Origin of the sequence: Caballeronia sp. M1242 (genome assembly GCF_017220215.1) — a bacterium.
GTDB lineage: Bacteria > Pseudomonadota > Gammaproteobacteria > Burkholderiales > Burkholderiaceae > Caballeronia.
Genome location: NZ_CP071129.1, coordinates 2,090,848 through 2,110,002 on the forward strand (window position 1 = coordinate 2,090,848; position 19,155 = coordinate 2,110,002).

The window sequence follows — 19,155 nt, forward strand, 5'->3', positions numbered from 1 at the left end:
GGAGACGACATGCGACTGCAAGGCAAAACGGTGATCGTGACGGGCGCGGGCTCGGGTTTCGGCGAAGGCATTGCGAAGACGTTCGCACGCGAAGGCGCGAACGTGGTGGTCAACGATCTGAACGGCCCGGCGGCCGAGCGGGTGGCGAGCGAGATCGCGCTCGGGTCGTCGTCATCGGCGACGCATGGACGCGCGATCGCGGTCACAGGCGACGTCACGAAGCGCGAGGACTGGCAGGCGCTCTTCGATGCCGCGATTCAGGACTTCGGCAGCGTGCAGGTGGTCGTGAACAATGCGGGCACGACGCACCGTAACAAGCCGGTGCTGGATGTCACGGAGGCCGAATTCGACCGCGTGTATGCGGTGAACGTGAAGAGCATCTACTGGAGCGTCGAGCAGTTCGTGCCGTATTTCCGCGAGCAAGGCGGCGGCGCGTTCATCAACATTGCATCGACGGCGGGCGTGCGGCCGCGTCCCGGCCTCGTCTGGTACAACGGCAGCAAGGCAGCGGTGATCGTCGCGAGCAAGGCGCTGGCGGTGGAACTGGGCCCGGACCGCATTCGCGTGAACTGCATCAATCCGGTGATGGGCGAGACTGGGCTGCTCTCCGAATTCATGGGCATGGAGGATACGCCCGCGAATCGCCAGAAGTTTCTCGCGACGATTCCGCTCGGCAGGCTGTCGACGCCGCAGGATATTGCTAATGCGGCGCTTTATCTGGCTTCCGATGAGGCGGAGTTTATTACGGGGGTGGCGTTGGAGGTGGATGGGGGGAGGTGTGTTTGAGGGGGATGTGCCCGTGTGTCATCGAACTTCGCGTCGGTCTGCTCGCGCCCGGCCCTCTGGCGCGGCGGCAGCATAGAAGGACCGGCGCGAGGCCACCCAGGAGGACAACGTCGCGTCGATCGACAAAGCGAGGCGCAAGAAAAAACAGTCCCGCACCGGAACAATGCAAGCCCCATTGTTTGTGCACCAAACGGGGTCCAGCGAGCTATCGCGCTTGCCAGACCAAACCATCGCATAACCCCCGCAAATCCCCGCCAGCCTTGACTTGAACGCCCATTGGCATACCCCTTGCAATTCTTTCCCCGCCGGTCAGTCGTCAACCACGTCAAAAGACCCGCCTCATCTCTGCTCCCACGGAGCAACACAACACATCGGCAAGGGGAACACATCAATGAAACGACGCAGTCTGCTGAAGCTCGGCTCCATGTCGGGCGCGCTCGCCCTCGCAGGCCAGCTTCCCATCTCCAAGGCGCAAGCCGCGGATAACGGTCCGATCAAGGTCGGCGTGCTGCATTCGCTCTCCGGCACCATGGCGATCTCCGAGACATCGCTCAAGGACACCGCGCTCATGACCATCGCCGATATCAACAAGAACGGCGGCGTGATGGGGCGGCAGCTCGAAGCCGTCGTCGTCGATCCCGCTTCCAACTGGCCGCTCTTCGCCGAAAAGGCGCGTCAGCTTCTCACGCAAGACAAGGTCGCCTGCGTGTTCGGCTGCTGGACGTCGGTGTCGCGCAAGTCGGTGCTGCCCGTGTTCGAGGAACTCAACGGCCTGCTCTTCTATCCCGTGCAGTACGAAGGCGAGGAGATGTCGCGCAACGTGTTCTACACCGGCGCCGCGCCCAACCAGCAGGCCATTCCCGCCGTCGAGTATCTGATGGGACCGGAAGGCGGCAGCGCGAAACGCTTCTTCCTGCTCGGCACCGACTACGTGTACCCGCGCACGACCAACAAGATCCTGCGCGCCTTTCTCCATTCGAAAGGAGTCAAGGATGCAGATATTCAGGAGGTCTACACACCGTTCGGTCATAGCGACTATCAGACCATCGTCGCGAACATCAAGACCTTCTCGCAAGGGGGAAAGACCACGGTCGTCTCGACGATCAACGGGGATTCGAACGTTCCGTTCTACAAGGAACTCGGCAATCAAGGGCTGAAAGCGACGGACGTGCCGGTGGTCGCATTCTCTGTCGGCGAAGAAGAACTGCGCGGCATCGACACGAAGCCGCTCGTCGGCCATCTCGCGGCATGGAACTACTTCATGTCGGTCAAGAACCCGAGCAACAAGAAGTTCGAAACGCAGTTCGCCGAATGGGTGAAGACGCAGAACCTGCCGGGCGGCGACAAGCGCGTGACGAACGATCCGATGGAAGCGACCTTCGTCGGCATTCACATGTGGAAGCAGGCCGTCGAGAAAGCGAAGAGCACGGACGTGGACAAGGTCCGCACCGCGATGATCGGCCAGAGCTTCGCCGCGCCTTCGGGCTTCACGCTCACGATGGACGGCAACCATCATCTGCACAAGCCGGTGATGATCGGCGAGATTCGCGGCGACGGTCAGTTCAATGTCGTGTGGAAGACGAAGACCGCAATCCGCGCTCAGCCGTGGAGTCCCTATATCGCGGGCAATCAGGGCAAGCCGGATGTCGTCACCTCCATTCCGTCGTTCCTGCGGCGCTCGCGCGTGCGTGTGGCCTGACGCATCGGAAGCATGAAGCAAGGCCGCGCGTGACTCGACGTTGCGCGCGGCCGTTCAAGTCTCGTCAGAAAGGCCCTTATGAAAGGCTCCGTTGTGCTCCCCTTCTTTCGCGCGATGCTCGCGGTCTGCATCGCGCTTACGCCGTTCGTGGCACACGCGCTCACGGCCGACGAACTCGCGCCGCTCGCGGGCGATGACTATCAGGCCAAGTCCGCCGCCATCGACAAGCTCATTGCAAACGCGGATGCGCCTTCTGTCGCCGTGCTCAACGCGCTCGCGGACGGTTCGCTCGTCGCCACCGATAACGGCCATGTCTATGTGCAGACCGACGAGGGCAACAAGGACGCCATCACAGGCAAGATCGCGGAAGCGCCCGATGCGCAGGCGATCACGCTGAATAACCAGTTGCGCACGAAAGTGGCAGGCGCCCTATCGGGTCTTCAGCTCGCATCGCCGGACGTGGGCAAGCGCCGCGAAGCGGTGGCCGCGCTGTTGAAGAACCCCGACGCGTCGATGAAGCCGCTCATCGATCGCGCCCGCGCCGCCGAGACCGACGCCGAGTTGAAGAAGCGCCTCGACACGCTCTGGGCGATGACCGCGCTGCATGATCCCGATGTGAACAAGCGCCTGGAAGCCGCGCAACTCGTCGCAGCACGGCATGACCTCGACATGTATGAGTTGCTGCGCCCCATCGTCGCGAAGAAAAGCGATGGCAGCTTCAATGAACCCGATGAACGCGTGCGCGCGGCGGCGCAAACCGGTATCGAAGCCCTCGACTCTATCCAGCGCCGCAGCGAAATCGCGGGCACGCTGTTCGCCGGTCTATCGCTCGGCAGCGTGCTGTTGCTGGCCGCATTGGGACTGGCGATCACGTACGGCCTGATCGGCGTCATCAACATGGCGCACGGCGAATTCCTGATGATCGGCGCTTATGCGACCTATGTCGTGCAGAACCTCGTGCAGCATTACGCGCCCGCGGCGTTCAACTGGTATCCGCTCTTCGCGGTGCCCGCGTCGTTCGTTGCGGCGGCGCTCGTCGGCATCGTGCTGGAAAGGCTCGTGCTGAAGCATCTTTATGGTCGTCCGCTCGAAACGCTGCTGACGACCTTCGGCATCAGTCTCATCCTCATTCAGGCGACGCGAACGATATTCGGCGCGCAGAACGTGCAGGTCACGAATCCCTCTTGGATGAGCGGCGGCGTCGCGGTGATGCAGAACCTGATCCTGCCGTATAACCGCCTGACGATTCTCGCGTTCTCGCTCGCCGTGGTGCTGATTGCATGGGCCGTGTTGACGCGCACGCGGCTCGGCCTCTTCGTGCGCGCCGTCACGCAGAATCGCCGCATGGCCGCGTGCGTCGGCGTGAAGACCGCACGCGTCGATTCGTACGCGTTCGCGTTCGGCGCGGGCATCGCCGGGCTCGGCGGATGCGCGCTCTCGCAGATCGGCAACGTGGGCCCTGACCTCGGGCAGAGCTACATCATCGATTCGTTCATGGCCGTGGTGCTCGGCGGCGTAGGCCAACTCGCGGGCACCGTGATCGGCGGCTTCGGGCTCGGTCTCGTCAACAAGGCGATCGAGCCGTTCTGGGGCGCGGTGCTCGCGAAAATCGCGGTGCTCGTGCTGATCGTGCTGTTCATCCAGAAGCGTCCGCAGGGCATGTTCGCCCTGAAGGGCCGCAGCGCGGAGGCCTGAACCATGACCGCCTCGACCAACATCAGCGCGAATCTCGACGTCGCGCCGCAACCCGATGCAAGCGCCGCACGCGCAGGCTTCGCGCTCGGCCTGCCGCCACGCGCCGCGCTGTTGCCGCGCAACGGCTGGATCGCGTTGCTTGCGCTCATCGTTGCAATGGGCATCTGCGTGCCGCTCTCGGCGCTCGTGCTGCCGGAAACCAGCGCGTTCCATTTGTCGGCCTATGCGATGACGCTCGTCGGCAAGCTCATGTGCTATGCGATCGGCGCGCTGGCGCTCGATCTCGTCTGGGGTTATTGCGGCATTCTGAGCCTGGGCCACGCGCTCTTCTTCGCGCTCGGCGGCTATGCAATGGGCATGTACCTGATGCGCTCCATCGGACGCGAAGGCACGTATCAAAGCGATCTCCCGGACTTCATGGTGTTTCTCGACTGGCACAAGCTGCCGTGGTACTGGCAAGGCACGGAGCATCTCTGGTACGCGCTATTGCTCGTGGTGCTGGTGCCCGGCGTGCTGGCCTGGGTCTTCGGCTTCTTCACGTTTCGCTCGCGCGTGAAGGGCGTGTATCTGTCGATCATCACGCAGGCCATGACCTTCGCCGCGATGCTGCTCTTCTATCGCAATGAAACGGGCTTCGGCGGCAATAACGGCTTCACGGATTTCAAGCGCATCGCGGGCTTTCCGATCACGCATGCGGGGACACGCACGGTCCTCTTTCTCATCACGTTCGCGGTGCTCGTGCTCGCGTTCCTCGTGGCGCGCTGGATCGTCACGTCGAAGCTCGGGCGCGTCGTGACGGGCGTGCGCGATGGCGAAGCGCGGCTCATGTTCCTCGGCTACAGCCCGCTCGCGTACAAGCTGTTCATCTGGACCGTATCGGCCGTGCTGTGCGGTATTGCGGGCGCGCTGTATGTGCCGCAAGTCGGCATCATCAATCCGAGCGAGATGTCGCCCGCGAACTCGATTGAAATGGCGATCTGGGTGGCGGTCGGCGGACGCGGCACGCTCATCGGGCCGATCATCGGCGCGTTCGCCGTCAATGGCGCGAAGAGCTTTTTCACGGCTTATTTCGCGGAATATTGGCTCTTTTTCCTCGGCCTCATCTTCACGCTCGTGCCGCTCTTGTTGCCGAACGGAATCATGGGTCTCATCGAACTCGCCCGCCGCAAGACGCAAGGAGACGCAGCAGAATGACCGTGCATCATGCATTGATCGTCGACTTGCCGCCGATTCCTCATGCGCCCGGCGTGAACGAGCCGGGGCACAAGAACATCAACGTCAACTCCGGACTCGGCCATGTGCTCAAGCCCGGCGAAATCGACGTATCGCATGGAACGATTCTCTATCTCGAAGACGTGACCGTCAGTTTCGACGGCTTTCGGGCGCTCAACAAGCTCACGCTGTCCATCGACGTGGGCGAGTTGCGCTGCGTGATCGGTCCCAACGGCGCGGGCAAGACCACGATGATGGACGTCATCACCGGCAAGACGCGGCCCGATGACGGCCGCGTGTTTCTCGGGCAGACGTTCGATCTCACGCGCATGTCGGAACCTGTGATCGCGCGCACCGGCATCGGCCGCAAGTTCCAGAAGCCGACTGTCTTCGAGAACCATCCCGTGTGGGAGAACCTCGAACTCGCGATGAAGACGGACAAGCGATGGTTCGCGTCGCTGCGCGCGCGGCTGGATCGCGCGGCGCAGGCCCGAATCGAAGAGACGCTCGAACTGATCCGCTTGCAGCATCAGGCGACGCGCTTAGCCGGCGAGTTGTCGCATGGACAGAAGCAGCGGCTCGAAATAGGCATGTTGCTCATGCAGCAGCCCGCCCTGCTTCTGCTCGATGAACCCGCTGCCGGCATGACCGATCACGAAACCATGGAACTCGCCGAATTGCTGAACACGCTACGGGGTTCATGTTCGATGATGGTCGTCGAGCACGACATGGAGTTCGTCGCGGCGCTCGCGGGCGACAGCGGCAAGGTGACGGTCATGGCCGAAGGCAGCGTGCTCGCCGAAGGCACGCTCGACAGCGTGAAGCGCGACGAGGCCGTGATCGAATCGTATCTTGGCCGTTGATACCGGAACCATTCAATGCTCGAAGTCGAATCGCTCAATCAGTATTACGGCGGCAGTCACATTCTGCGTGACGTGAAGATGACCGTGCCCGAGGGCAAGCTCACCGTGCTGCTCGGCCGCAACGGCGTTGGCAAGACGACACTGCTGCGCTGTCTCATGGGCGTGGTGCCTTCTAAAAGCGGCAGCATCACATGGCGCGGCGCGAAGATCTCGTCGATGCCCACGCATGCGCGCGTCGCGAGCGGTCTCGCTTATGTACCGCAGGGCCGCGATATCTTCGGGCGTCTCACGGTGGAGGAGAACCTGCTCGTCGGCGCAGCGAGTCGCAAGGCGCCTTCGAAGATTCCCGATCACATCTATGCGCTCTTCCCCGTGCTGCGCGAGATGAAGCATCGGCGCGGCGGCGATCTGTCGGGCGGTCAGCAGCAGCAACTGGCCATCGGCCGCGCGTTGATGAGTCAGCCGCAATTGCTCATTCTCGATGAACCGACCGAAGGCATCCAGCCTTCCATCATTCGCGACATCGGCCGCACGCTGCGTCGGCTCGTCGATGAAATGGGCATGACGGTGCTGCTCGTCGAGCAGTATTACGACTTCGCCCGCGAGCTCGCGGACCATTATTGGGTGATGAGTCGCGGCGAGATCGTCGCGGGCGGCGCGGGATCGGAGATGGAAGCGCATGGAGTGCGCGAGCTGATCGCCGTATGATGGTGGACCGCTCATAACGCATTGCTTCCATGCATCACGAATCTCACGCGGCGCTCGCTCATCCCGATGTCTGGCGCGGCACGCTCGAACTCGGCTTTGCCCGGCGGCATGGCCGCACGGTCTGCGCGCATCGCAAGCATGAAGGTCCGCTGCGCGTGCAACGTCCGCTCTATCCCGAAGGCGATATTTGCCATGCGGTGATCGTGCATCCGCCGGGCGGCGTCGCGGGTGGCGATCGTTTATCCGTCGATGTACAGCTCGGCGAAGACACGCATGCCGTCATCACGACGCCCGGCGCGACCAAGTGGTACAAGGCGAACGGCAAGCTCGCGACACAGCGTATCGACGTTCATCTCGGACGACACGCCAAGCTCGACTGGCTACCGCAAAACAACATCGTGTTCGAATCGTCGAATGTGGAGCTTGCGTTCAACGTCACACTCGACGAAGGCGCGACGGCGATCGGCTGGGACGCGATGCTGCTCGGCCGCGCCGCCGCCGGCGAACGCTGGACGCAGGGGCGCATCAAGGCGGTGTCGCGTATCGCATATAGCGATGGACGCACGCTGTGGTTCGAGCGCGCGCTGATCGATGCGAACGATCCCTTGCGCGATGCATCGCAGGGACTCGCGAGCTATCCCGCCTATGGCACGCTATGGGCCGTCGGACCCGCATGCGACGACGCGTTGGCCGAGGCTCTCACCGCGCAGCTGCCGTTCAATGATGAGATGCGCGCAGGGGCATCGTGCGTGGCGCCGGGCGTATTGATCGTGCGCGCCATCAGCCGTTCGATGGAGCCGCTGCAACGCGTGTTGACCGATTGTTGGACTCAGCTTCGTCCGCTTGTGCATGGCGTCGCTGCGCAACCGCTCAGGTTGTGGACCACGTGAGCACGCACCATGGCGGCGCATGGTCGCGCCCCGCGTGTGTGCGCGAGTCCGTGTAATCAGCTATGCAACACATACGGCATAAGGCATTGGCGTCGATGGCACGGCTCTCGCTTTAGACCACGGCTCCAAGAGCCGCGCAAGCAACGCGGCCGTCACAAAGCCTGAAGGATCATCCATGCCGAAGCTCTTCTTCCGTGCGCGACGCACCGCTCTCGCCGCGCTCGCTGTCACGCCGCTTTTCGCCTTTACTGCTCCGGCAAACGCCGACGCGCTCGATACCATCGCCAAGAGCGGCACCCTGCGCGTCGCCGTGCCCGAGGACTATCCGCCGTTCGGCTCGGTCGGCGCCGACATGCAGCCGCAAGGCTATGACGTGGACATGGCCGCATTGCTCGCCAAGTCGATGAAGGTCAAGCTTCAGCTCGTGCCCGTGAACAGCGCGAACCGCATTCCGTATCTCACGACGAACAAGGTCGATCTGGTGATCTCGTCGCTCGGCAAGACGCCGGAGCGAGACAAGGTGCTGGACTTCTCAACGCCTTATGCGCCCTATTTCCAAGGGGTTTTCGGTCCCGCCGACATCAAGGTGAGCGGTCCGGCCGATCTCACCGGCAAGACCGTGGGCGCGACGCGCGGCGCGCTGGAAGAGATCGCGCTGTCGCAAATGGCGCCGAACGCCACCATCAAACGCTTCGAGGACAACAACGCGACCATCTCCGCGTTTCTCTCGGGACAGGTTCAGTTGATCGCGGCGGGCAATATCGTCGCCGCGGCGATCCTCGCGAAGAATCCGCCGCGTCGGCCTGAAGCGAAGTTCATCATCAAGGATTCGCCCTGCTTCGTCGGCATGAACAAGAACGAGCCGCGCTTGATGGCCAAGGTCGACGACACCATCGCACAGGCGAAAAAGGACGGCACGCTCAACGCCATGTCGAAGAAGTGGTTCGGCCAGCCGCTGCCTGCCAGTCTGTAACGCAGGGCGCTACATCGCATGGCCTATCAACTGGAATTCGCCGACTTCGCGAATTACGCGGGCATGTTTGCGAGCGGCGCGGCGACGACGCTTGCGCTGACCGCCATCTCGACGGCGCTTGGCGTATCGCTCGGCGTGACCGGCGCGGCCGCTCGCAATAGCGATCGCGCGTGGCTGCGTTCGCTCGTCGGCGGCTATGTCGAAGCGATCCGCAACACGCCGTTCATCGTGCAACTGTTCTTCGTGTTCTTCGGGCTGCCCGCGCTCGGCATTCATCTGAGCGAGTATGTCGCAGCGATTATCGCGATGACCTCGAACCTCGGCGCGTATTCCACCGAGATCATCCGCGCGGGCATCGCGGCGGTGCCGAAGGGGCATCACGAAGCGGCGGCGTCGCTTGCGATGTCGCGCAATGAAGCCTTTCGGCATGTCGTGTTGCCCCAGGCGCTCGCCAAGGTGTTCCCTGCGCTCACGAGTCAGATCGTCATCACGATGCTCGGCTCCGCCGTGGTCTCGCAGATCTCCGTGCCCGATCTGACGTATGCCGCGAGCTATATCCAGTCGCGCAACTTTCGCGCATTCGAAACGTGCTTCCTGGTCACCGCTTCGTATCTGGCGCTCGCGCTCGTCCTGCGCGTGGCGCTCAATGCAGCAGGCAAGCGTCTCTTCATGCCTGCCGTAAGCGCCAACAGAGGCCACGCGCGATGATCGAATTCACCTTCGCGCAGATCTTCGAGAACCTGCTGCTGGCCGCTCGCTGGACCGTCGTGCTGTCGATCGTATCGTTCGTGCTCGGCGGTATCGTCGGCTTCGCGCTCCTCGTGATGCGCGTATCGAAGTACGAAGTCCTGCGCGCGCTGGTGAAGGGCTACATTCAGGTCTTTCAGGGCACGCCGCTCTTGATGCAACTGTTCCTCGTCTTCTTCGGGCTGCCGTTGCTGGGCATCGACGTGTCGCCCTGGGTTGCCGCCACCGTCGGGCTCACGCTGTTCACGAGCGCCTATCTAGCGGAGATATGGCGCGGTGCCGTCGAAGCGGTGCCCAAGGGCCAGTGGGAAGCGTCGTCCAGTCTTGCAATGAGCTACTTCGAGCAGCTTCGTCATGTGATTCTTCCGCAGGCCACGCGCATCGCCGTCGGGCCGACGGTCGGCTTCGCCGTGCAGGCGGTGAAGGATACGGCGCTCGTCTCCATCATCGGCTTCACGGAACTCACAAAGGCCGGCACGATGATATCGAACGCGACGTTCCGCCCGTTTCTCGTGTATGGCCTCGTCGCGATCATCTACTTCGTTCTCTGCTATCCGCTGACGCGCTATGCGCGCACGCTCGAAAGGAAATGGCATGCCGCTCGTTGAAACGCGCAATCTGCACAAGCACTTCGGCTCGAATCAGGTCCTGAAGGGCATCGACTTCTCGGTCGAGCGCGGGCAAGTGGTGTCCATCATCGGCAAGAGCGGCTCGGGCAAGAGCACGCTGCTGCGCACGCTCAATGGTCTCGAGAGCATCGACGAAGGCTCGATCGAAATCGACGGCGAGCATATCGACGCGCGCCGCGCCGACTTGCGCGCGCTGCGGCTCAAGGTCGGCATGGTCTTTCAGCAATACAATCTCTTTCCGCATCTCACGGCCGGGCAGAACGTGATGCTCGCGCAAACGGTCGTCAAGAAGATCCATAAGGCGAAGGCGCGCGCGACCGCGCATACCGTGCTGGAACGCGTCGGCCTCGGCGACAAGTTCGATGCCTATCCGGAGCAGTTATCCGGCGGACAACAGCAACGCGTCGCCATTGCGCGCGCGTTGGCGATGAATCCGAGCGTGCTCTTGTGCGATGAAATCACGTCCGCGCTCGATCCCGAACTCGTCGGCGAAGTGCTGGCCGTCGTCGAAAACCTTGCGCGCGATGGCATGACGCTCATCATGGTGACGCACGAGATGCGGTTCGCGCGCAACGTGAGCGACAAGGTTGTCTTCATGCATCAGGGACGCGTGTGGGAGTCCGGCGCGCCCGAACAGATCTTCGAACGGCCCGCGAGCGTCGAGCTGCAACGCTTCATTCAATGACAAGCCCGCTGAAAGCTCGCTCACAAAGCAGTCCAAAAACAGAAAGCAAGTGCTAGCATGACGAAGCCCATCGCCTACACAACAAGTTCATGAAACTCACGCCTCGCGAAAAGGACAAGCTCCTGATCTTCACGGCGGCGCTGCTCGCCGAACGGCGCCGCGCACGCGGCCTCAAGCTGAACCATCCGGAAGCCGTCGCGTTCATCTCCGCAGCGTTGATGGAAGCCGCGCGCGATGGCAAGACCGTCGCCGAAGTCATGCATTACGGCACCACGCTGCTCACGCGCGACGACGTCATGGAAGGCGTGCCCGAGATGATCCCGGACATACAGATCGAAGCCACGTTCCCCGATGGCACGAAGCTCGTGACCGTCCACCATCCCATTCCTTGAGACGCACGCGATGATTCCCGGCGAATACTTGATCGACGACGGCGAGCACGAACTCAACGCAGGCCGCGAGACCGTGTCCGTCGTCGTCGCGAACAGCGGCGACCGGCCGGTGCAGGTCGGCTCGCACTACCACTTCTACGAAGTCAACACGGCGCTGCTCTTCGACCGCGAGAAGACGCGCGGCTTTCGGCTGAATATCGCGGCGGGCACTGCCGTGCGCTTCGAGCCGGGACAGGAACGCACGGTCGAACTCGTCGCGCTCGCGGGCGATCGTCACGTGTACGGCTTCAATGGCCTCGTAATGGGCCCACTCTGATCAGGACATCAACGACATGACGCTACGCATCGGCCGCCGCGCATATGCGGAAATGTTCGGCCCGACCACCGGCGACCGCGTGCGCCTTGCGGACACCGATCTCATCATCGAAGTCGAACGCGACTTCACCACATACGGCGAGGAAGTGAAGTTCGGCGGCGGCAAGGTGATTCGCGACGGCATGGGCCAGTCGCAACGCACGTCCGCCGATGTGGTCGATACGGTCATCACCAATGCGCTGATTCTCGATCACTGGGGCATCGTGAAGGCCGATATCGGCATCAAGAGCGGGCGCATCTTCGCGATCGGCAAGGCGGGCAATCCCGACATTCAGCCGAACGTGACCATTGCGATCGGCGCGGCCACCGAAGTGATCGCGGGCGAAGGCATGATCGTGACGGCGGGCGGCATCGACACGCATATCCACTTCATCAGCCCGCAGCAGATCGACGAGGCGCTCGCAAGCGGCGTGACGACGATGCTCGGCGGCGGCACGGGCCCCGCCACGGGCACGAACGCGACGACCTGCACGCCGGGGCCGTGGCACATGGAACGCATGCTGCAAGCCGCCGATGGCTGGCCGATGAACCTCGGCTTTCTCGGCAAGGGCAACGCGAGCCTCCCCGAGCCGCTCATCGAGCAAGTGAAAGCCGGCGCCATCGGTTTGAAGCTGCACGAGGACTGGGGCACGACGCCTGCGGCCATCGACAACTGTCTTTCGGTCGCCGACGATACCGACACGCAAGTCGCCATCCACACGGACACGCTGAACGAAGCGGGCTTCGTCGAAACGACGGTGGCCGCGTTCAAGGGCCGCACGATCCACACGTATCACACCGAAGGCGCGGGCGGCGGTCATGCACCGGACATCATCAAGGTCTGCGGCGAACCGAACGTGCTGCCCTCGTCCACCAATCCGACGCGGCCCTACACCGTCAACACGCTGGACGAGCATCTCGACATGCTGATGGTGTGCCATCATCTGGACCCGTCGATTGCGGAGGACATTGCGTTCGCGGAGTCGCGCATTCGCCGCGAGACCATCGCGGCCGAGGACATTCTTCACGATCTCGGCGCGCTCTCGATGTTGTCGTCCGACTCGCAGGCAATGGGCCGCGTGGGCGAAGTCATCATCCGCACATGGCAGACGGCGCACAAGATGAAGGTGCAGCGCGGCGCGCTTGCGGAGGACAACGCGCGCAACGACAACTTCCGCGCGAAACGCTATGTCGCGAAGTACACGATCAACCCAGCGATCACGCATGGCATCGCGCATGAAGTCGGTTCCATCGAGCCGGGCAAGTGGGCCGATCTCGTCTTCTGGGAGCCGGCGTTCTTCGGCGTGAAGCCCGCGATGATCGTCAAGGGCGGCATGATCGCGCTCGCGCAAATGGGCGATCCGAACGCGTCCATTCCGACCCCGCAGCCGGTGCATTACCGCGAGATGTTCGCGACGCGCGGCGGCGCGCTCGGCAAGACATCGCTCACGTTCGTGTCACAACTGGCGATGGAGTCGCGTATAACCGATCGTTATGGCCTGAAGAAACAGGTCGTCGCCGTGAAGAACTGCCGCAATGTGACGAAGGCCGACATGATTCACAATGCATGGCAGCCGTCCATCAGCGTCGATCCGCAGACCTATCAGGTGATCGCGAACGGACAACTGCTCACTTGCGATCCCGCCACCGTGCTGCCGATGGCGCAACGCTACTTCCTGTTCTGATCGTCTCATGCGTACCATCGACAAACGTCTTACCGCCAAACTCGCTTCCGTACTCATCAAGCGCGCGCCCACGCTGACGCTCGCTTTTGACGCGCGCTGCAAGAGCCGCCTCGCCGCCACGCTCGACAATGGCGAGGAAGTCGCGCTCGTGATGCCGCGCGGCACCGTGCTCGCGAACGACGATGTTCTCGTGGCCGACGACGGCGGGCTCGTGCGTATCATTGCAGCGGCCGAAGACGTGCTCGTCGTGCGCGCGGTGAACCCGCTCACGCTGATGCGCGTGGCCTATCACCTGGGCAATCGGCACACGCCCGTGGAGATTCACGCGGATCATCTGAAGCTCGAAGCCGATGCCGTGCTCGAAGACATGGTCGCGCGGCTCGGCGCCACCGTGACGCGTGAATCGCAGCCGTTCCAGCCGGAGACCGGCGCGTATGGCGGCGGCCATAAGCATGGTCATGACGGAACCTTCAGCGAAGACTATGCGCTCGCGCAGAAGGTCTATCACGAGCATCACGGGCACGATCATTCGTCATGCGGACATGATCATTCGCATGACCACGCGCACGGACACCATCACCACCACGGTCATGCGCACGACTGAGCTCACTGCGCTCCTGCATCTCGCGTCGCCGGCGCTGCCTGTCGGCGCGTTCAGTTATTCGCAGGGGCTCGAAGCCGCGATCGAACACGGCTTCATTCGCGATGCAGACACCACGCGCGAGTGGATCGCAAGCGGTCTCGCGAACGTGCTGGCGCGCGGCGAACTGCCTTTCATCGCGCATCAAATGGAACGCTGGCGCGCGCACGATGCAGCGTCGCTCGCGCATGCGAACGACGAGTACATCACGAGCCGCGAGTCCACCGAACTGCGACGCGAAACCGAGCAGATGGGATGGTCCCTCGCGCAACTGTGCGCATCGCTCGAATGGGGCGATGCGGCGCGCCGCGACACGCTCGCCGCGATGAAGCCCATCGCGCAACCGACGGCGTTCGCATTCGCCGCGTATGCACACGATGCCGCGCCCGACGCCGCGCTTGCCGCGTATGCGTTCAGCTGGGTCGAGAATCAGGCGGCCGCTGCTTTGAAAGCCGTGCCGCTCGGTCAACTCGCGGGCCAGCGCATCATCGTCGCATTGCGCGGGCCGATAGACGAAGCGGTGGCTCGCGCGCTGGTTACATCGCCCGATGAGATCAACACATTCGCGCCGCAACTCGGCATTCTTTCCGCGCGGCACGAGTCGCAATACTCGCGGCTCTTTCGCTCGTAACTTCTCTGCTTAGAACCGATATCGCATGAACGCTCCCGCTTATTCCGCCGCCGCTCGTCGAACGAAGAAACTGCCGCCGCTGCGCGTGGGCGTCGGCGGACCGGTCGGCTCCGGCAAGACGACGCTGCTCGAAATGCTCTGCAAGGCGATGCGCGATCGCTACGATCTCGTCGCCATTACCAACGATATCTACACGAAGGAAGATCAGCGTCTGTTGACCGTCGCCGGCGCTTTGCCCGCCGAGCGGATCATGGGCGTGGAAACGGGCGGCTGTCCGCATACCGCGATTCGCGAGGACGCGTCGATCAATCTCGAAGCGGTGGATCGCATGGTGTCGCGCTTCCCGGATGCAGATATCGTGTTCATCGAATCGGGCGGCGACAATCTGGCCGCGACGTTCAGCCCCGAACTCTCGGACCTGACCATCTACGTGATCGACGTGGCGGGCGGCGAGAAGATTCCGCGCAAGGGCGGGCCGGGCATCACGAAGTCGGATCTGCTCGTCATCAACAAGACGGACCTCGCGCCTCACGTCGGCGCGAATCTCGACGTCATGGCGTCGGATGCGAAAAAGATGCGCGGCGAGCGGCCGTTCGTCATGTGCAATCTAAAGGCGCTCGAAGGGCTCGATAGCGTGATTGCGTTCATCGAGAAGAAGGGCCTGCTCATCGGCTGAATGCCGCGCGGCCACCGGCGAACGGTGTCGCCAGCGGCCGCGCAGTTCCGGCTAACAAAACAGTTCAGCGAAACAGTTCAGCGCGGCCCGTGCCGCTGCTTCGCGCCGCCGCCCGCGCCGTGGTCTTTCCCGGCCTTGGTGTGATTCGCCGCATGCTGGCCGCTTGCGGGCTTGCTGCTGCTCGTCGTCGCAGGCTTGCCGGACTGCTTTTCTGCCTTGACGTCCTGCTCGGTCTTGCTGGTGGGCGGAGCTGTCTTCATGCTGGAGTCCTCTTCGTTCGCACAACGTTGAAACGATGCTTATCTCGCATGCGGATCGATCCGCGTGTGCCGGTCGCGTGTTTCCGACCGACCGTGCGCTTCATGCCTGTGCTGCATAGGCGATCGATCCATTCATCGTTTCGCAAGCGTCATTCCACGAACCGCATGGAGTCGGCCTGACCGAGCCGCCCACTCTCCTCTTCCAGCATGACGCTGAGGATTTCCACCGTCCGTTCCGTCGCTCCGCGATGCCGCGCCGCGAACGCCGCCGCCGCTGCGCTCATCGCGATGCGACGCGCCTTGTCGTTGAAGAGCTCGCGCAAGCCCTGAGCAAGCGCCTGCGGACTATCGACGCGCAACGCCGCGCCCGCCGCAATGGCGTCGTTGGTCGCCTGCGTGAAGTTGAACGTGTGCGGCCCGATGAGCACCGGCACGCCCGCGGCGCACGCTTCGATCAGATTCTGCCCGCCGAGCGGCAGCAGACTTCCGCCGATGAACGCGAGGTCCGCGGCTGCATAGTAGGCGCCGAGCTCGCCCATCGAATCGCCGAGCAAAACCTGCACGCTCGACGGCAACGGCGGCGGCACGTCCGCGCCCGATCCCGCCGCCACGGGCTTGGGCGCCCACACGGAACGGCGCGCGCTCGTCATGCCCACGGTCGCGATCAGCGCGGAGACTTCGTCGAAACGTTGAGGATGGCGCGGCACGAGAATGAGCAGCGCGTTCGGCACGTTCAAAGCGGCGAACGCGCGCAGCACGAGGGATTCCTCGCCATCGCGCGTGCTCGCCGCGACCCAGACGGGCCGCTCGCCGATGGCCGCGCGCCACGCCTGCCCGCGCGCGACGAGTTCGGGCGGCGCGGTCATGTCGAACTTGAGATTGCCGAGCACGGCCACGTTGCGCGCGCCGAGCGCGGTGAGCCGTTCGGCGTCCGTAGGCGTCTGCGCGAGCACGCGCGAGAAGCCGCCGAACACTTCGCGCACCGGACGCCCAAAGCGCGCCGCTCGCCGATACGACCGCTCCGACATGCGCGCATTCGTCAGCACGAGCGGCACGTCGGCGCGACGGCATTCGTCGATGAGCGTCGGCCAGACTTCCGTCTCCATCACGATGCCGATGGAGGGCCGCCACGCGCGCAGAAAACGCCGCACGAGATGCGGCAGGTCGTACGGAAGATAGCTGCGCATCACGCGATTGCCGAACAGCTCGACGCCCGTCGCGCGGCCGCTCGGCGTCATGTGCGTGATGAGGAGGCGCGCTTCGGGGTGCGCCTTCATCAACGCTTCGATGAGCGGCTGCGCGGCGCGCGTCTCGCCGACCGACACAGCATGCACCCAGATGAGCGGCGCGAGATCGTCGGCGCGGCGCGCGGGGCCGCGTCCGAAGCGTTCGCCGATATGCTCGCGATAGCCGCGCTCTTTGCGCGAGCGGATCAGAAGCCGCAGCACCGCGAGCGGCGCGACGATCCACCACATCGCGCGATAGATCGCCCTCAGCACGACAGCCGAGAGCGGCGCAGCGGGCGCGGACGGGGCGGAACGAGCGCCGCTCAAACGAGCGCCCTGCCCTTGAGCCGTTCGAGGATGCCGAGCGGCGCGTGATCGGGCCGCGCCATCGCTTTCACGGGCAGGAAGAAGGTCTGCTCCATCATGAACTGGCCGGACATCACCGCGTGCGAAGTCTGGTCGGAGAAACAGACCCACACCGAGCCGGGCGGAAACGGCATGGTTTCCTGCGGCGAGGACTTCTGATAATCGAGGTCGGCCTTCATCGCGTCGTGCAGATGCAGCATCAGATGGTCATACTCGCTGCGCTTGCTCTTGGTGATGTGCAGCAGATTCATGAGCCACGCCGAACCCGGCGCCTGCGGCTTGATGTCGGGCAAAAAGCGCCGCGCCATCTGCTCGAACGGCTCGCCGACGCGCCACACGCGCGGCGTGCCGTTGGGGTTCACGTTGGTGAAGACGCGCAGGATGCGCTCGCCGTAGTTGGGGCGCGACGGGAAGGCATCGACGTGCAGGCGGCTGTCGTCCTTGCGCCACGACGTTTCGCGCGTTTCCACCTGATGCAGCCGCAGACTCGTCGGCGCGACGCGCAGCTTGCCGTCGTATTCGGGAAAGAGGCCGTCGATGAGCGAGCGCGCATTCGCCTGATACCGCGCGATGAGCGAGCGCACCGCCGACTGCATCACGTTGTCGCCGAGCACGCCGTTGAGCGCGCCCCCGTTGGGCGCGAGGCTGATGTTCTTGCGCTTCGGGTCCGCGATTTTCGGGTCGAGCAGCGCGCGCTCGCCGCCTTCGATAGCAAAGCGCAGATTGGGAAAATAGAGGACCTTGCCGTCTTCCACGCCGGCAAGCAGCGCCTCGCGCGGCACCGACAGGTTCTTGCCCTGCCAGTCGCACGAAGTCACTTCGATGATTTGAGATTCCGTCATGTGCTCTCGAACTTGAGTTGGCTCGCGCACGGCGCCAAGGCGACTGACCCGACGCGTTACAGCAGGCCGAAACCTGCGAGCGCGGCCTTCACTTCCGAGAGCGTCGGATGCCGGCTCGCGTCGCCCAGGTTGATCACGTTCGGCGACCAGTAACCGCCTGTGCGCCATGCGGTCGAGAAATTGTACAACTCGACGGTCGGCCGCTTCAGCGCTGCGGCAATATGAACGAGGCCCGTGTCGACGCCGACGGTCGCGGCCGCGCCGTCGATCAGGCCGACCACGGCGGGCAGCGAGAGCTTCGGCGGCACGATGGCTGCCGCGCCGAACTCCTTCGCGAGCTTCTCGCTCGTCGCGCGCTCGGCCTCGCTGCCCCACGGCAGGACGATGGACGCGCCGCGCGTCACGAGCGCCTGTCCCAGTTCGATCCACGCGGCTTCAGGCCATTGCTTGTCCGCGCGAGACGTGGCGTGCACGAAGGTGACGTAGGGCACCGGCAGATTCAGCCCGAGCGCGGACACGGCGAGCGCGGCGCGGCGCGTGTCGATGCCGAAGTCGATGTCGTCGGTCGTCTGCGGGCGCGGCAAATCGAGCGCGGCGGCGACGAGCTGGCGCGTGCGCTCGACGACATGCGTGCGCGGCTCGATCGGCACGCGCCGGTCATAGAAGAAGCGCACGGGCCATTCGAAGCCCGCGCCGTCCGTGCGATTCGCAAGTCCGACGAGCGGCCCGCGCGCCCAGCTCGCGACCCATGCGGTCTTGATGAGCCCCTGGCAATCGATGACGAGATCGTACTTCTCGGCCGCCAGTTCACGCCGGAACTTGGCGATCTCGCGCCAGTTCGCCGCGGACGCGAAACCCTTGCGCCAGCGTCTGAGCGAGAACGGAATCGCGCGGCGCACGCCACTGACCAGTTCGACGAGGCTCGCGAAACTCTCTTCCACGAGCCAGTCGATTTGCGCATCGGGATAGCGGCGGCGAATGTCGGCGATGGCCGGCATGTTGTGAACGACGTCGCCAAGCGACGACACCCGGACGATCAGGATCTTTTGCACGCTGTGAGAAAGAGGCGCTGGCTCGCGCGACGAAGAGGAAACGGGAGCGGGGATTTTAGCGCGGGTTGGTTGGGAGGCGGGGTGGTTCACGAGTCGGGGAAGCTCTTTCGCGGCAAAAAAGTCGGTAACATGCTGATGACCGGT

The 19,155-nt window shown here is 63.8% G+C and carries 21 protein-coding genes; 17 read left to right on the forward strand and 4 right to left on the reverse strand.

What is annotated here, in order from left to right:
- Positions 1-9 precede the first annotated feature (9 nt).
- The 17 genes from JYK05_RS09740 (at position 10) to ureG (ending at position 15,265) form a co-directional block, all read left to right on the forward strand.
- A complete protein-coding gene (locus tag JYK05_RS09740) occupies positions 10-786 on the forward strand; it encodes an SDR family oxidoreductase (protein WP_206466777.1) in 777 nt (258 codons plus the stop codon).
- A gap of 391 nt (positions 787-1,177) precedes the next feature.
- The gene (urtA, locus tag JYK05_RS09745) at positions 1,178-2,485 is read left to right on the forward strand and encodes an urea ABC transporter substrate-binding protein (RefSeq protein ID WP_206466778.1); all 1,308 of its coding nucleotides are present in this window, start codon (positions 1,178-1,180) and stop codon (positions 2,483-2,485) included.
- A 78-nt stretch (positions 2,486-2,563) separates the two neighbouring features.
- On the forward strand, positions 2,564-4,180 hold the full coding sequence (urtB, locus tag JYK05_RS09750; RefSeq protein ID WP_206466779.1) for an urea ABC transporter permease subunit UrtB: 1,617 nt from the start codon (positions 2,564-2,566) through the stop codon (positions 4,178-4,180).
- A 3-nt stretch (positions 4,181-4,183) separates the two neighbouring features.
- Positions 4,184-5,374: an urea ABC transporter permease subunit UrtC gene (urtC, locus tag JYK05_RS09755; protein WP_175944685.1), complete on the forward strand. Its 1,191-nt coding sequence runs from the start codon at positions 4,184-4,186 to the stop codon at positions 5,372-5,374.
- On the forward strand, positions 5,371-6,255 hold the full coding sequence (gene urtD, locus JYK05_RS09760; RefSeq protein WP_241269794.1) for an urea ABC transporter ATP-binding protein UrtD: 885 nt from the start codon (positions 5,371-5,373) through the stop codon (positions 6,253-6,255). The genes urtC and urtD overlap by 4 nt, the downstream gene beginning before the upstream one ends.
- 15 nt (positions 6,256-6,270) lie before the next feature.
- On the forward strand, positions 6,271-6,963 hold the full coding sequence (urtE, locus tag JYK05_RS09765; RefSeq protein WP_175944687.1) for an urea ABC transporter ATP-binding subunit UrtE: 693 nt from the start codon (positions 6,271-6,273) through the stop codon (positions 6,961-6,963).
- 29 nt (positions 6,964-6,992) lie between these two features.
- Positions 6,993-7,853, forward strand: a complete 861-nt coding sequence (locus tag JYK05_RS09770; protein WP_206466780.1) for an urease accessory protein UreD — start codon at positions 6,993-6,995, stop codon at positions 7,851-7,853.
- A 175-nt stretch (positions 7,854-8,028) separates the two neighbouring features.
- Complete coding sequence (locus JYK05_RS09775) at positions 8,029-8,826, forward strand: transporter substrate-binding domain-containing protein (protein ID WP_206466781.1); 798 nt, start codon at positions 8,029-8,031, stop codon at positions 8,824-8,826.
- Between the two features lie 18 nt (positions 8,827-8,844).
- Complete coding sequence (locus JYK05_RS09780; protein ID WP_206466782.1) at positions 8,845-9,534, forward strand: amino acid ABC transporter permease; 690 nt, start codon at positions 8,845-8,847, stop codon at positions 9,532-9,534.
- Positions 9,531-10,181, forward strand: a complete 651-nt coding sequence (locus JYK05_RS09785; protein ID WP_206466783.1) for an amino acid ABC transporter permease — start codon at positions 9,531-9,533, stop codon at positions 10,179-10,181. Before JYK05_RS09780 ends, JYK05_RS09785 begins: the two co-directional genes overlap by 4 nt.
- Positions 10,168-10,887: an amino acid ABC transporter ATP-binding protein gene (locus JYK05_RS09790; protein WP_175944697.1), complete on the forward strand. Its 720-nt coding sequence runs from the start codon at positions 10,168-10,170 to the stop codon at positions 10,885-10,887. The genes JYK05_RS09785 and JYK05_RS09790 overlap by 14 nt, the downstream gene beginning before the upstream one ends.
- An 89-nt stretch (positions 10,888-10,976) precedes the next feature.
- Positions 10,977-11,279, forward strand: a complete 303-nt coding sequence (locus JYK05_RS09795; RefSeq protein WP_008342482.1) for an urease subunit gamma — start codon at positions 10,977-10,979, stop codon at positions 11,277-11,279.
- 10 nt (positions 11,280-11,289) lie between these two features.
- Positions 11,290-11,595 carry an urease subunit beta gene (locus tag JYK05_RS09800; RefSeq protein ID WP_206466784.1) on the forward strand — a complete coding sequence of 102 codons (306 nt, stop codon included), beginning with the start codon at positions 11,290-11,292 and terminating at the stop codon, positions 11,593-11,595.
- A 16-nt stretch (positions 11,596-11,611) separates the two neighbouring features.
- Positions 11,612-13,318, forward strand: coding sequence for an urease subunit alpha (gene ureC, locus JYK05_RS09805; protein ID WP_206466785.1), 1,707 nt, complete (start codon positions 11,612-11,614; stop codon positions 13,316-13,318).
- 7 nt (positions 13,319-13,325) lie between these two features.
- The gene (ureE, locus tag JYK05_RS09810; RefSeq protein ID WP_206466786.1) at positions 13,326-13,922 is read left to right on the forward strand and encodes an urease accessory protein UreE; all 597 of its coding nucleotides are present in this window, start codon (positions 13,326-13,328) and stop codon (positions 13,920-13,922) included.
- Positions 13,909-14,589 (forward strand): urease accessory protein UreF, encoded by a 681-nt coding sequence (locus tag JYK05_RS09815; protein WP_206468269.1) that lies wholly within the window; start codon positions 13,909-13,911, stop codon positions 14,587-14,589. The genes ureE and JYK05_RS09815 overlap by 14 nt, the downstream gene beginning before the upstream one ends.
- A 25-nt stretch (positions 14,590-14,614) precedes the next feature.
- Positions 14,615-15,265, forward strand: a complete 651-nt coding sequence (gene ureG, locus JYK05_RS09820; RefSeq protein WP_206466787.1) for an urease accessory protein UreG — start codon at positions 14,615-14,617, stop codon at positions 15,263-15,265.
- A 77-nt stretch (positions 15,266-15,342) separates the two neighbouring features.
- Here ureG and JYK05_RS09825 read toward each other — a convergent pair whose 3' ends face one another.
- The 4 genes from JYK05_RS09825 to waaC all read right to left on the reverse strand — a co-directional run bounded on the left by JYK05_RS09825 (position 15,343) and on the right by waaC (position 19,065).
- Positions 15,343-15,525: a hypothetical protein gene (locus JYK05_RS09825; RefSeq protein ID WP_175944707.1), complete on the reverse strand. Its 183-nt coding sequence runs from the start codon at positions 15,523-15,525 to the stop codon at positions 15,343-15,345.
- Positions 15,526-15,674: 149 nt separating this feature from the next.
- Positions 15,675-17,024, reverse strand: a complete 1,350-nt coding sequence (gene waaA, locus JYK05_RS09830; RefSeq protein ID WP_206468270.1) for a lipid IV(A) 3-deoxy-D-manno-octulosonic acid transferase — start codon at positions 17,022-17,024, stop codon at positions 15,675-15,677.
- Between the two features lie 50 nt (positions 17,025-17,074).
- Positions 17,075-17,959, reverse strand: a complete 885-nt coding sequence (locus JYK05_RS09835) for a Kdo hydroxylase family protein (RefSeq protein ID WP_206466788.1) — start codon at positions 17,957-17,959, stop codon at positions 17,075-17,077.
- 56 nt (positions 17,960-18,015) lie between these two features.
- On the reverse strand, positions 18,016-19,065 hold the full coding sequence (waaC, locus tag JYK05_RS09840) for a lipopolysaccharide heptosyltransferase I (RefSeq protein WP_347879170.1): 1,050 nt from the start codon (positions 19,063-19,065) through the stop codon (positions 18,016-18,018).
- Positions 19,066-19,155: the final 90 nt, after the last annotated feature.

Coding starts and splice junctions, on each gene's coding strand:
- urtC (WP_175944685.1), top strand. CDS start 4,184: ATGACCGCCTCGACCAACATCAGCGCGAATCTCGACGTCGCGCCGCAA.
- urtE (WP_175944687.1), top strand. CDS start 6,271: ATGCTCGAAGTCGAATCGCTCAATCAGTATTACGGCGGCAGTCACATT.
- urtB (WP_206466779.1), top strand. CDS start 2,564: ATGAAAGGCTCCGTTGTGCTCCCCTTCTTTCGCGCGATGCTCGCGGTC.
- JYK05_RS09835 (WP_206466788.1), bottom strand. CDS start 17,959: ATGACGGAATCTCAAATCATCGAAGTGACTTCGTGCGACTGGCAGGGC.
- ureG (WP_206466787.1), top strand. CDS start 14,615: ATGAACGCTCCCGCTTATTCCGCCGCCGCTCGTCGAACGAAGAAACTG.
- JYK05_RS09795 (WP_008342482.1), top strand. CDS start 10,977: ATGAAACTCACGCCTCGCGAAAAGGACAAGCTCCTGATCTTCACGGCG.
- ureE (WP_206466786.1), top strand. CDS start 13,326: ATGCGTACCATCGACAAACGTCTTACCGCCAAACTCGCTTCCGTACTC.
- JYK05_RS09790 (WP_175944697.1), top strand. CDS start 10,168: ATGCCGCTCGTTGAAACGCGCAATCTGCACAAGCACTTCGGCTCGAAT.
- JYK05_RS09780 (WP_206466782.1), top strand. CDS start 8,845: ATGGCCTATCAACTGGAATTCGCCGACTTCGCGAATTACGCGGGCATG.
- JYK05_RS09800 (WP_206466784.1), top strand. CDS start 11,290: ATGATTCCCGGCGAATACTTGATCGACGACGGCGAGCACGAACTCAAC.
- JYK05_RS09825 (WP_175944707.1), bottom strand. CDS start 15,525: ATGAAGACAGCTCCGCCCACCAGCAAGACCGAGCAGGACGTCAAGGCA.
- urtA (WP_206466778.1), top strand. CDS start 1,178: ATGAAACGACGCAGTCTGCTGAAGCTCGGCTCCATGTCGGGCGCGCTC.
- JYK05_RS09740 (WP_206466777.1), top strand. CDS start 10: ATGCGACTGCAAGGCAAAACGGTGATCGTGACGGGCGCGGGCTCGGGT.
- JYK05_RS09815 (WP_206468269.1), top strand. CDS start 13,909: ATGCGCACGACTGAGCTCACTGCGCTCCTGCATCTCGCGTCGCCGGCG.
- JYK05_RS09785 (WP_206466783.1), top strand. CDS start 9,531: ATGATCGAATTCACCTTCGCGCAGATCTTCGAGAACCTGCTGCTGGCC.
- JYK05_RS09770 (WP_206466780.1), top strand. CDS start 6,993: ATGCATCACGAATCTCACGCGGCGCTCGCTCATCCCGATGTCTGGCGC.
- JYK05_RS09775 (WP_206466781.1), top strand. CDS start 8,029: ATGCCGAAGCTCTTCTTCCGTGCGCGACGCACCGCTCTCGCCGCGCTC.
- urtD (WP_241269794.1), top strand. CDS start 5,371: ATGACCGTGCATCATGCATTGATCGTCGACTTGCCGCCGATTCCTCAT.
- ureC (WP_206466785.1), top strand. CDS start 11,612: ATGACGCTACGCATCGGCCGCCGCGCATATGCGGAAATGTTCGGCCCG.